The sequence below is a fragment of the Leptospira stimsonii genome, from assembly GCF_003545885.1.
Classification (GTDB): domain Bacteria; phylum Spirochaetota; class Leptospiria; order Leptospirales; family Leptospiraceae; genus Leptospira; species Leptospira stimsonii.
The window spans coordinates 21708-34319 of sequence record NZ_QHCT01000003.1 but is presented as its reverse complement, the minus strand read 5'-3'; the positions used below and the strand labels follow the sequence as shown (position 1 = coordinate 34319).

The 12612-nt window shown below is 43.0% G+C and carries 9 protein-coding genes; 3 read left to right on the top strand and 6 right to left on the bottom strand.

Features of this window, described 5'->3' with window-relative positions; all coding sequences use genetic code 11:
• Positions 1-205: 205 nt before the first annotated feature.
• The 4 genes from DLM75_RS11390 to DLM75_RS11375 form a co-directional block, all read right to left on the bottom strand.
• On the bottom strand, positions 206-916 hold the full coding sequence (locus tag DLM75_RS11390) for an LA_2272/LA_2273 family lipoprotein (protein ID WP_118968651.1): 711 nt from the start codon (positions 914-916) through the stop codon (positions 206-208).
• Between the two features lie 2 nt (positions 917-918).
• Positions 919-1626 (bottom strand): LA_2272/LA_2273 family lipoprotein, encoded by a 708-nt coding sequence (locus tag DLM75_RS11385; protein WP_118968650.1) that lies wholly within the window; start codon positions 1624-1626, stop codon positions 919-921.
• A gap of 338 nt (positions 1627-1964) precedes the next feature.
• Entirely contained in the window at positions 1965-3095 is a 1131-nt protein-coding gene (locus DLM75_RS11380) for a cysteine desulfurase family protein (protein ID WP_118968649.1), read from the bottom strand.
• Positions 3070-4362: a hypothetical protein gene (locus DLM75_RS11375; RefSeq protein ID WP_118968648.1), complete on the bottom strand. Its 1293-nt coding sequence runs from the start codon at positions 4360-4362 to the stop codon at positions 3070-3072. The genes DLM75_RS11380 and DLM75_RS11375 overlap by 26 nt, the downstream gene beginning before the upstream one ends.
• A 134-nt stretch (positions 4363-4496) precedes the next feature.
• Here DLM75_RS11375 and DLM75_RS11370 point away from each other — a divergent pair, with 134 nt between their 5' ends.
• The 3 genes from DLM75_RS11370 to DLM75_RS11360 all read left to right on the top strand — a co-directional run bounded on the left by DLM75_RS11370 (position 4497) and on the right by DLM75_RS11360 (position 8221).
• On the top strand, positions 4497-6518 hold the full coding sequence (locus DLM75_RS11370; RefSeq protein ID WP_118968647.1) for a tetratricopeptide repeat protein: 2022 nt from the start codon (positions 4497-4499) through the stop codon (positions 6516-6518).
• 15 nt (positions 6519-6533) lie between these two features.
• Positions 6534-7322: a LolA family protein gene (locus DLM75_RS11365; RefSeq protein WP_118968646.1), complete on the top strand. Its 789-nt coding sequence runs from the start codon at positions 6534-6536 to the stop codon at positions 7320-7322.
• Between the two features lie 131 nt (positions 7323-7453).
• A complete protein-coding gene (locus DLM75_RS11360; protein WP_118968645.1) occupies positions 7454-8221 on the top strand; it encodes an enoyl-CoA hydratase/isomerase family protein in 768 nt (255 codons plus the stop codon).
• A gap of 498 nt (positions 8222-8719) precedes the next feature.
• Here the strand turns inward: DLM75_RS11360 and DLM75_RS11350 are convergent, their stop codons facing one another.
• Entirely contained in the window at positions 8720-10411 is a 1692-nt protein-coding gene (locus DLM75_RS11350) for an FAD-binding oxidoreductase (RefSeq protein ID WP_118968643.1), read from the bottom strand.
• Positions 10412-10500: 89 nt separating this feature from the next.
• Positions 10501-12471: a PP2C family protein-serine/threonine phosphatase gene (locus DLM75_RS11345; protein ID WP_118968642.1), complete on the bottom strand. Its 1971-nt coding sequence runs from the start codon at positions 12469-12471 to the stop codon at positions 10501-10503.
• Between the last annotated feature and the right edge of the window lie 141 nt (positions 12472-12612).

Sequence of the window (12612 nt, the reverse complement as noted above, 5' to 3'; positions counted from 1 at the left end):
TAAACAGTCTCGGATAAAAACGAGATTCACATTGGGATTGGATTTGAATCCGGAGAGAGAATCAGATCGAGACGATCCATGAAGAGGGAAGGGAAGAAAATTATTTCTTTCCGAGAAAGGTTTAAAAAGGAAAACCTCGCCGGAAAGAAATCAGAATTCTTTTCATATTCAAAAATTTGAATCTGTCATTTTCTCTTTTAGACGGTTATTGGATCGGGGTCGTCTTGGCCTCGGCTTTTTCTTGGACCGGCGTCGATGATTTAATACAATAGTTGATTCCGATCATGATCGGAAATGGTCCGTCCGAACAGAAATTCAAAACTCCGATCTGAAAATTTCCGTCTTCGCCCACGTTGATCGCGCCGATGCTCAAACCCTTTCCGGAGTTGATGAGTCCGAGGTTGACACCATATCCGTAATTAAAACCGCCTACGTTGATGCCCAATCCTTCGTTGTTGATCAGACCGATCGTCGCTCCGCTACTTCCTTTGTTGTAAATGCCCGCCGTAAGATAAACTCCGCTGTTCGAGGCGGCGTTATAAAGTCCGACCTGGAGTCCCGCACCGGTGTTTTCGACTTTATTCACCCCGCCTGCCTGTACTGTGAAACCTCCGTTTTTCGCCTCGTTGTAGAGGGAAAGTTGAGCGCCATATGTTTTTCCGTCGGAAAAATTGACCCCACCGACTTGAACACCGATTAGGCGATCTTTGACCGAGTTGATTATGCCGAGGTTTACTCCGTATAGATTTTTCACTTCTCCATAAAGAAGATTGACCCTTACCAGTTCCGTTTCCGTTTTTACCGGAGCTCTTACAAAGGATTTTTCGCCGCGCAATCCGCCAACTCCACAGTTAAGAGTGAAAGTGAAAGCGAAAGAAAGAATAGAAAAGTATTTTAGAGAGTTCTTATGTTTCATAGTTATTTACAATAGTTGAATCCGATCATGACCGGAAAACGTCCCTTACCGCAAAAATTAAGAAGACCGAATTGCATCGTAGGCGGCTCGGTTTCGTCTTCTCCGGCCGAGTTGAAAAGGCCGATATGAACTCCCGAACCTCCGTTAAAAACTCCGATGCTGACACCGCTACCTTGGATATTCAAAACTCCCAAGTTGACTCCACTCGAATTTTCGTTCAAGGCGCCGAGATTGATTCCTTGTGAGGAAAGATTCGTGACTCCGATCATAAGACCGCTCGTCTTATAATTTCCGACCCCGATCGTAAGGTCATAACCTCGTTTGTCACTTCCTAAGTTGATAATACCGGCTTGGATTCCTTTAGAATCTCCGTTAGTTGAATTTATGAGTCCTGCCTGAATCCCGAATCCTTTGTTCTTTGCCGCGTTGACGACCGCGACTTGAAAACCGTATGTCTTTCCATCGGAAAAGTTAACGATTCCGAGTTGGGCGCCGTAGAGATTCTCTTGAACTTCGTTTAACAATCCTAAGTTGATTCCTGCGAGGGTCTTTACTTCGCCATAAATCAGATTGAGTCGAAAAACTTCGGTCTCCGTCTTCGGTGGTATTTTGGTTGTTATGCGGGGTGTGAGCGCGAGGCCGCAGTTCGATGCGCCAAACCACGAAAAAAGAATGAATAGGTAGGAGAGACGTTTGAATTTGATTTTCATAGTTTACACTGATTGTGTGAGTGGCAATTAGAAGTCGGGAAAATCGATTGTCAATATTTATTCGTATAGAAAATCAATAGTGGTCAGTCAAAAAATTTCTTTTTTCCACTTAGGAGGGACTGGGTCGCAATTTCTTTCGACCCATTTTTCCAAGTCATTCCAATGGCGCAGAATGCTTAATTTTATAAAAAATCAGAGATAGAAAGCGATTCTTCCCAAATGGTCAAAGCGGAATTGAGGTCTTGAATTCTTTTCTTGAAGTACGAAAATAAAATGAATTTCAATTCCGTATCTTTACGATAGCGATGTGTCGAACGGGGACAATGAGGTTGATATTTTTAGAGACCGTTTGTTAAGGCCTGCAACACTTCTCGGATCCGAATACAAAGTGCGTCTACTTCTTCTTCGGTCGTAAACCAACCGGTCGAAATTCGGATCGCGCGCAGGGCTTCCTCTTCCTGAAATCCCATGGATAAAAGGGAAGAGGCAGGATCTCTTGATCTGGATTTACAGGAAGAGCCCGTCGAAACTACAAATCCGGATTCTTCCATTCCCATCATAAAAAAATCGACGTCGTCCGTGGGTAAAAGGCAAAAGGAAGTACTCACTATACGAGGAGATTCTTTCCCGATGATTTGACAGCCGCATTCTTCCAAGGTCGTTTCGATTTTTCTTTGAAAGGTTATTAGAATCTCGCTTTTTTTCTCGATCTCCGGAATTCTTATTTTTAGAATATTCGAAAGAGCTAATATTGCGGGAGAATTTTCCGTTCCTGCTCTGTGATTGTTTTCCTGATTTCCGCCCCGAAAGATCCCAAATTCTTTTTCGGAAACGAGATCGGATCGAATCCAGGTTGCGGAGGCGCCCATTCCGGCTCCGATCTTATGACCGGAAAACGTAAATCCGCTCAAGATAGAAAAAGGAATGTCGATCTTTCCAAAGGATTGCATCAGATCGGAAAACAAAGGTTCGCCGAATTCCGCGGTGATTGAAGCGATTTCTTCAAGAGGTTGGATGACTCCGGATTCGTTTGCTACGTGCAATACAAAGACCGGTGCAGAATTTTCTTCGAGTAAGATTCTTAGATGGGAAAGGTCGATCCTTCCGTTTGAAAGGGTACGAATTTTTCTTATTTCGAAACCCGCGAATTCCAAAGCGGAATACATCGAAGCGTGTTCGAGCGAGGATACGATCGCGGAACCGGAGAATTTTCCGGCGATCGCCTGCGTTAGGAGGTGATTGGCTTCGGTTCCTGTGGAAGAGAAGACGAATTCTTTTGCGGGTTTTCCGGTGTATTCTTCTAAAGTTTTTCTTGCTTCTTCGATTTTTCCCTGTCTTCCTAGCGAAAAGCGCGTCGCACCGGAAGGATTGTAGAAGTCGGAAAGATAGTCGTTTTGTATTGCAACGAGAACGTCCGCAAAAGGCGGATGTGTCGCGTTGTAATCAAAATAATGAATCTTCTTCGACATAGAGTTCGTCCGCTTCTTCGTATCTTCCTTTTTTACGGAGAATGTATCGTAAGAGTTTTTTTCGATCCTCCACGAGGTCGCTTCTTCCGGCGCCGGTCGTTCTATAGGCCTTATCGATAGAATAGAGTTCGGCTTCCAGAGACTGTAACTCTCGTAAGGCGAGATCCAATTCTCCTTTTCTGATCTCGGATCGTACGGTCATCAACCTCGATTCGAAAACGGATCCCTTATCCAAAAGATTCGACTGCGCGGCTTCCCGAAAGTAGAAGATCGCTTTGTTCCAGAAAAGCGGATCTCGTTTTCCGAGTTGATAGTTGAGCATTCCTCTTTTGAAAAGAAGTTCGTCATATTCAACGGTTCCCGGATCTGCGAAAAAAAGGAGTTTCTCTAAGATTCCGTCCGCTTCCAGGGGTGAAATCGAATTGAGTCCGGTTTTGTAAATTCCGAACGCGAGTAGATTGAGGGCTTTTTTAAAATCGTTCGCGTTCACTCGGATGTTGCGATCCGGATCGATCAGAAAAGAATTGGATTTGATCTGAGACCAAACGCGCATTTGATTTTGTTTTTCCGTAAGCACATTCGGAAGATTCGAATCCTGATTGCAGGAGAAAAACGGTCTTTTGGGTTTTGCATTTTCGATTGCGACTCGAACCGATTCTTCCGTGTTGCGAACGTAATCGGCGTAGGCGAGCAATACTTCTTCGGGGCGGCAAACCGCGAGAGCCGTACGTTCGATTTTTTTGGGAACGGAGAAATCGGGTCCCGAAAAGTTCAAGGCTCTCTTATAATAGTCTAACGCTTCTAAGACGACCGGAGAAGTGATTCTCCAATATTCTCCCGGATTGAGTCCGCCCGTAAGCGGATCCCTCGATCTCGTTTTGGATGAAATCTTTTTTTCACCGGAGGATTCTTCTTTCATTCCGGAATTCTTAAATCTCCAGATATGCATCGAATCGGTCCAAGAAGGTTTGTAAAGAACGGAATCTCGTTCACTCAAAGAATAGTAATAAAGACAGGCCTCTCGCATCAGGTCAAGATCCGGAATTCTTTCTCCTTGATCTTGATAAGTGACTTCTTTTTGAAGAATGGAATCTCCCTTTTCGATAAATTCCTCCGCAGTTTTCCGATCGTAACCGGGTGGTTGTACCATCAATGCAACTTTACTCAATAATTTATAGCGGTTGGGAAGAATCCAGGCGATCGCGACGGTCCAAACCAAAAGTAGGAGAAGAATGAATTTTTTATTTTCTCGGATGTATGTTAACAAATTTGACCGCTCCGATCGTTGGGAAAATTGATTCGACTCCTAGACGGATTGTGTGCAGAATGAAATTCCGGACCTATTGACGGGATGGTTCCTGACGTAGGGAACATTCTTCTCAAATCTGTCCCGTTACCTGAATGAATCAAGCAAATAAAAAAAACGTCCTCTCCGGACTTTCCGGTTTCTCTTCTTTTCGCTTTTGGTTTTTCGTTTTCGGTTTTGCGGTTCTTCCGTTTTCCCTTTATTCGGAAGGCGAGTGCGAATATTCCGAATCCAAGGTGGCGCCCGAATTCTTTTTATCCCTGGCTTTTGAAAAACAGACCGAGGCCTCTAAGGTTCCTTCTCAAGAAAAATCAAAGAAGGCTTACGAAGAATCCGTAGGTTTTTATGAGAAATACGTTCGTTGTTCCGAAATTCTCAATCGACCCGTTTCTCCCGTTTCCAGAGTGGGCAAGGCGAACGGCCATTTTGCCTTAGGGCAGTTTGAGGCCGCTGAAAAGGAAGCCGATTTTGCGATCCAAGCTGATCCTCAATTTCGAGACGCTTATCTTCTCAAGGCAAGGGTTTTGATTCGGATGGGAGAATATCAGAAGGCGAGCGATTATTTGGAAGCGAACCTAAGTCGTTTCGCGGATGATTCCGATCTTCTTTATCTTTTAGGTTCCTTAAATCAGGAACTCAAAAATTTTCCCAGAGCGATCCTGTATTTAACTTCTCTCAGTGATTCGATTCGAAACCGAGAAGGAAATCCGAAGTATCGATCGTATGTGGATAAGTCTCTCGGTGAAATGTATTTCGCAAACGGACAAACCAAAAAAGCCTTATACTTTTTGAGTTCGTATCTCCAACAAAATCCATCGGACATTTCTACAAGGCTCACGCTCGCGAAAATCTGGAATCAGCTCGGAAAGTTCGCTTCCGCGAGGAAAGAACTGAATCGGATTCTCAAAGTAAAGAAAAATCTTTCCTCGGTCGAACACCTTCTCGCGGAAATGTATTTTATAGAAAGTCGTTCTTACGCATTCGAATACTTTAATATTCTCAATCAACAATCCAGAATTCCGAGGGGAAGTGTCCTCGAAGGTTTGTATCTCGTTTTACTTGGGAAATACATCGAAGCAAAAAAGATCCTTCTTCCGATCAAGGAAAAATTTCCCGGACGCCTTGCAGTTCGACTCGCGATGTTGGACGTCTATGAAAGAGAAAAAAATCTACCCCAATATTTGAAGGAACTTCGAGAAGTTTCCGAGATCGTTTTCGGGATGCAACAGTTCGAACTCGCGGAAAGAACCGCTCAGAGAGCGAGTGTGATTCCGAACAAAACCTCAGAATGGAATGACGCAGAAATTTACGATTTTTTAGCGTCCTGTCACGAACAATCCGGTTTCGTCTATCGTGCGATTTTAGAATCTCGTAAGGCGGTGGAAAAGGCAGAGAAGAATTCCGATAAACTCAAGTTCCAACTTCATCTTGCTTATTTACTGCGTGCGGATCCTCCGAATAAAAAAGAGGAAGCTGAAACGTTGATCCGGGACGTTTTGAAATCGGAGCCGGAGATGTCTTACGCAAGATATCTTTTGGGAATCGTTCTCGCTTCCAAAGATAAATTCAAAGAAGCGTTGGATGAGTTCAACGCCGCGATCGAAAAAGAACCCGGTAACGGAATCTATTATTTTTATCGTGCGTCCGTACACGAGAAATTAGAAAATCCGGAAGCGATGGAATTCGATCTAAAAAAATCCATGGAGATCGATCCTACGAATCCGATGGGTTACAACTATCTGGGTTATTATCTTTCCGAAAAAGGAATCCGACTGGAAGAATCTTTAGCGCTTGTTCAAAAGGCGGTCGAACTCGCTCCGGATAACGAAGCCTATCAGGATAGTCTTGGGTGGATTTTCTTTAAGATGGGAAATCACGACGAGGCGCTTTTACACCTCCAGCTCGCGTATCAAATTCTCAAGGATAAGGGAGAAGAAGATCCCGTTATTTTAGAACATATCGGAGACGTTTACAAAGAAAAGAACGAGTTCCGAAACGCGATCGCATACTGGGAAAAAAGTCTCAAACTTTTTAAGAAGAAGGAAGACGTCACAAGGCTTCATAAAAAACTGCAGAGCGGAACGAACGAAAATTCCGTGAATAAAAATCCAAAATAAAAAATCGGTATTCTAATGAACCTGAAACTACATTCTATTTATTTCCTATTCTTGGCGATGTTTTACAATTGCACCACGCCGCAGATCGAAGAAATTTCCTTTCCAGACAAAGGGAATTTAAAATTCTTATCCTCCAAAAATCCGGAAGCAGTGCGGATCCTAAAGTCGATCAAAGAATTAGAAAATAAGAATACATCTTACTCCGGTGAATTCTCCATGAGAATCGAAAACTTCGTTCCTAAGAAGGAAAGTTTTTCCGCGGACGGTAAGATCTACTACGACCGTCCTTCCGGCAAAATGTATATCGAACTTTCGGATCCTTTTTTCGGAATGATCGTCTCCCGCGTTTTTACGGATGGGGTTTCGATTCAGATCAAAACCGCAAATTCGAATACACAAACTCTTCCGATGGGGGATATCGTTTTTAAGGATCCAACTGGGAAAAAACAATCCACGATTCCGTTCCCGGTTTTGTATTCCCTTCTTTCCAATAATAGTTCGGGACTCGCGGGTGCGGATCCGATCTTCGTCAATCTTTCGGAACGAGCGATTCTCGTAAAAAAACCGGGGGAAGATATCACATTTTGGATGACCGATTTCGGGATCGGTTCCGTCGAGCTCCTTTCCAAAAAGAGCAATCTCAAGGCGATCACGAAAGTTCAGGGAATCGTTTCCTTTCCGCCAAAGACTACGATCACAAGAATTGTAGAGCCGAAAACGAATCTGGATCAGAACAAGATTGAAATCAAAATGAAAAAGATCGCACTCTCGGAAACGATTCCCGATTCTAAATTTCAGTTTTAAGAGAAAAAGATCGAGTTTACAACATTCCTCGGTTCGTCATTTTGGATCAAGCTTAACGAACGATACGATAACGGATAGAATCGAAATCGTATCATACACTCATTCACAATCGTAGTATTAGGAGCGAAAACATGCTTTCTGAAATTAGAAACAATCATATTCTGGAACTCTATATCGAAACAAACGAGGTCAATTCTTTGAACGGTGATTTTTTTAAGACGATCTCCGCAAAACTCGATTCGATATCGAAGGATCCTTCCATTAAAGCGGTGATTCTTACTTCCAAAAATGAGAAATTTTTTTCCAACGGGTTTAATCCGGAAATTTTCGTGGGAAAGACCTTGGAACAAATTCAAGAAGTGCTTCGTCTTGCGCTGGATACGGCTTCGAAACTTCTTTTTTTTGAAAGGCCGATCGTTTGCGCAATGAACGGTCATTCCATGGGTTTAGGTGCGGTTTACGCGATCTTTTGCGATTATAGAATGATGGTGGAAAAGAAAGGCCGTCTCGGTTTTCCGGAATCGCAGATCGGTATCAATTTTCCATCGGTAGCCGGCTTTATGTTGAAAGAAACAGTCGGAATCACCGCGGCGCGTGATCTTCTTTATTCGGGAAAGGGTCTGAAAGCCGAAGAAGCAAAAGAGATCGGGTTGATCGACGACGTTGCGACTTCCACCGAAGAGATGATGACGAAAGCAAGAAAATACTGCGAACAATTCAAGGATATGGCGATCGAATCGGTGATCGGAATCAAGGTCTCTCTTCGGGATCCGGTTCGGATGTTTGCAGAAAAAAACGCCGAAAGAGATATTACCCTTTTATCGAATGCGGTTTTTTCCCGGAACGGTCAGGAGGGAATGAAATCCATTCTCGAAAGAAGAAGACCAGTGTTTCAGTAAATTCTAATTTAGAAAAAATAAATATAGTTAGCCGGTGAAATTCGCCGGCTTTTTTTTGGGTTAAGAGCCTATCTTTAAAAAATCAAAATCGTTTGATCGCGGAAGAAAGTGGTTTCGATAGATTATCGAAATGAAAATCAATTGAGAGCGGATTTCAAATTCTTTTGGTTTTACGCGCAAACCTCATCCCAAGTCGGAAAGGTTTTTAGAATCAAGAAAGATCCCAATTTGAATTTTTCTAGGAGTTCCTACCGGCGGAGTTACGTTTTTGCGCTTGTGAAAAGGTTCATTTTCTGGTATGGAGAACTTCCCTGATTTTTTCCCGCCACCTCTCCACCTCCACCCAATCAGGGTGGGGCGGTCGCGCTTTCACGGCGAGGTCGTTGTTCCGACAGTTTTTCGGAAGATTCAGTTCCCTTGCCGGTTTAGGATATACGGTTTACAAAAAGGGATTTTATAGTTTGTAGAAACCCCCTTTTTGTAAAAGGATTTCTATTCTTAGTAAAAAACTTTGCCGGGGTTTAAGATTTCTTTCTTATCGATTTCTTTCTTAAACGCTCTCAAACCGAGCAGAGCCGGTTTGGAGGTTGATTTTTCATACCAGGATTTATGATCGAATCCGACCCCGTGGTGGTGCGAAATCGGGGCCCCGTTTTGGATAAAACAATCCGACACGGTTCGTTTCATTCTAAACCACTGATCCTCCGGTTTTTTAGGATCCATCGGGAAGATGATCGTATAATAGAGACAAGCGCCTTCGTGATAACTATGAGAGATATGACACATCGCGATCGAACCAGGAATCGATTTTTCCAAAGCATTCACTCCTTCTTTGTGAAGAAGAAGAACTCTGTCATAGGTCGTGGAAGTTTCCATCGTATCAACGCCAATTCCGTTTTCCATCACGTGATTTCTTAAGAAGGGCATGTTGTATCGGGAATGAATCCATTGTTCACCCAGGTGAGTCCCCGCGTACAATCCTCCAAACAAAGGAATCACTTTTTTGATTTTGGCAAAGTTCTGGGAAACGTCGAGTTTGGTTCCGTCCATCCCGAGTAGTATCACGCACTTATCTTCTCCGATCGACTTGAAATTCAGAACCGCATCCTGGATTTTATTCTTTAACCAGCGGACCGGTGTATTCTTTTTGCCAAGCGTGCCTAACGTTTGATACAAACGGGTTTCGTTCGCGTCTGAAAGTCGAATCATCGAAGTCGGAATTTCTCTATGATTGATTTCTTTGATGAAGTTTAAACCCGATTCAAAATTCGGAAAAACGATTCCGAAATACTTTCTTGTCTCGGGAAGTTTATGAACTTTGATCGTAACCTCAGTGATGACACCAAGAAGTCCTTCGCTTCCCGCGAAGATTTGATTTAAGTCTGGTCCGGTGGAAGACGCGGGGTCTCTCAAGGTTTCCACAACGCCGGATGGAGTTACAACCTTCAAGCAGGTGAGAATTTCTTCTATCTTTCCGTAACGATTCGATTGTTGTCCCGCGCTTCTCGCCGCGATCCAACCTCCAAGAGTAGAATATTCAAAGGACTGTGGAAAGTGTCCCAGAGTGAATCCTTGATCGTTCAAGATTTTTTCCAATTTTGGACCGTAGATTCCAGCCTGAAAGGTAGCGAGGAAACTTTCCTTATCCAGTCGAACGAGTGAATCCATTCGGGTTGTATCCAGGGAAAGAACCGCCTTTTGTCCCTTTCCTTTGATGACTTCCAAACCGCCGACCACGGACGAACCACCTCCAAAGGGAATGACGGTGATTTGATTTTTGGAGCAATATTCTAAAATTTTAACGATTTCCGATTCCTTTGCAGGATAGATGACTCCGTCTACAAAATGTTTGAGTGAATCGAAGGAAAGGCGAAGGACGTCGTAGTAACTTTTTCCAGCGGAATGAAAGATTCTCTCTCTGCGTTCCGTGGAAAAATGTTTGGTTCCGCTGATTTTACTCAGTTCACGAATTTGCGCCGGACTCAATGCTGATTTCGGAAGAGTTACTTCTTCCAAGGCGACGGGAGGAGTTTTACGAATTTCGGTGACATTGAATTCGTCGGAAAGAAACGCAAGAATCTCCTGCATTTGACCTACTCTAAAAAAGTCCTGCCCATAAGCGCCCCAAGCGTTCCATCTCAAGTTATCTCTTGAATAATCTATCTTTGTATTGAGTTCCGTATAAAACATATCTCTCTCATTCTCCGAAGGAAGGATAAAACTGTCCGAAGCACAAGAATCTGGATTCGATCGAATTTCGCAACAGAATTCCGAAAGAATTAGGAACGAAGAAGATCCTTGAATTCTTTGACTCGCTCGTTTTCGGGATCCAATTCACCGGCCCTCTCGATGAGAAAAGAAGCGCGATTTAAATTTCCTTGGAGTCGATATACGTCGGAAAGATGAATTAGATTCTTGATATGGTCCGGAAAACGAAGTCGAAATCGTTCTCCCAACTCCTCCGATTTTTTGAGGAGGGAAAGATCCTTAGTCTGCGAATAACTTCTTTTGGAAAGAAGGGAAGTATAAAGAAGAAGTTCGTGATCCGCCGGATCTAAGTTCAACGCCAGCACTGCTTTTTGAAGCGCCTCCGAGAGATTTCCGGTTTTATCCAAAAGCCTGGCTAAAAGTTTGAGTTCTTCCGAAGAAAAATCATTCTTTCCATCGTTCGCTTCGTAGATCGTAAGAGCTCCTACAAAGTCTTTCGACAGAGCCGCCTTTTTGGCTTTTGAGAATCGATCGAGTTGGATCGGACGAGAAACCGCTTCCGTGAACTCGATCGATAAAAGGCTATAATCGTCCGAAAAATTTCCGACCTTCAAAAGAAGCTCCTCGATTTTGGACAAATCTCCTTTGGCTTCTTCTACTCTGCGCAAGAATTCGGTTTCATCCTCGTTGATTTTTCTTTTACCCTCGAAGTTTTCACCCAGAACTAGGTCGTCTTTTCCGTCGGAACCGCAGAAAATTTTATCCCCCGGTTTCATCTGAAAGAGTTTTACGAATACCTGACCGCTGATTCCTTGTACTCCCAATTTAAAAAAATGCGTTTCAGGGTCTATAAAGGAAGCTTTTCCATCCCGATACAGAACCAACCAGGGATGTTCTATATTCAAATAATATAATGTTCCCGTATTTTCTTCCACAAGACCTAAGACGGCCGAAACGAGCATACTTCCGTCGAAAGTTTCGAATACTTTTTGAAGATCCGTAAAACAATCCTTGAGCCAGCGTTCCGGAGAACGGTTTGCGGAATCCGGGTCCATCCTGGACCGAATGATCACCGAGTTGTAGACTGCTCCCAATACGAGCGCTCCGCCCGCACCCTGAATGGATTTTCCCATCGCATCCCCGTTGATAAATGCCTTGAATTTTTTATCTTGCAGGGTCAGGTCGTAAGCGCTGAGATAATCTCCGCCTAATTCGTATTCTTTTTCACGAAAGGAGAACTTCTTAAACTGGTTCAGCGCGAAGTTGATTCGAATCGGACCGTTTTCGGTCTTTTTGGCAATGAGCGGATCTAAAAGAAGAGAGGTAAGAAAGTAATCTCCGTCTTGTTTTTCCTTTAATCCTTGGATCAGTTCCATGTTCTCGGAGATCTCACGATTCTTTTCTAAAATTTTAAAATGACTGACGAAGTTGGAGAATCGATATCGCTCCACAATAAACCCGCTGAAAAAAGCGAGAAGATAGCTGATCGCAAGATTTTGCATCGAATACGATGCTTGGTTTGTGGAGAGATTCGGATGATACAAAAGAACGGCGATCAAAAAGCTGAAAATCGAAAGAGAATAAAGAAGAATCAACGCCTTTCTTGGGAACGGCATAAAGACCATCGACATAACGACGATCTGAAGTCCAGAAACGTAGTTGGGATCGTCGGCGATTTTTCCGGTAAAAAAAGCGGTTACGTTCAGAAGATACAAAAAAAGAATATAAGCCCATTCTAAACCCTTTCCTCTCAGTTTTGTACCTACAAATTTATCAATTGCGATCGCAATTAAGAAAAAGGAACTGAGTAAGCTCAAACCGATTCTAAAATAAAAGAGTTCCGGAAACTCAGGATGTAGTTTTCGATCGGTGTCTAACGCAAAACCCAACCAAACAAAGGTCCCGATGATCGATCCTGGATAATGAAGTAATCTTGCCTGTCTATGGAGATCTTCCACATATTCCTCTGCAAAACGGATTCTATCTTCCTGTATGTCAAAGAAGAGACGGAAGTATTTTTTCAGAGTATTGGGAAAGGTCATCGTATTCCTAAGGTTATTGGAATTCTAAATTTTTCAATCAGAGTTTTCGGATTTATATACAATGATATCAAATTATAAAATTCTTGATTTTTCTCATTTGAGTTAAAAGCGGTTGACCTTGGCATTTTTAAAAAAATAAAT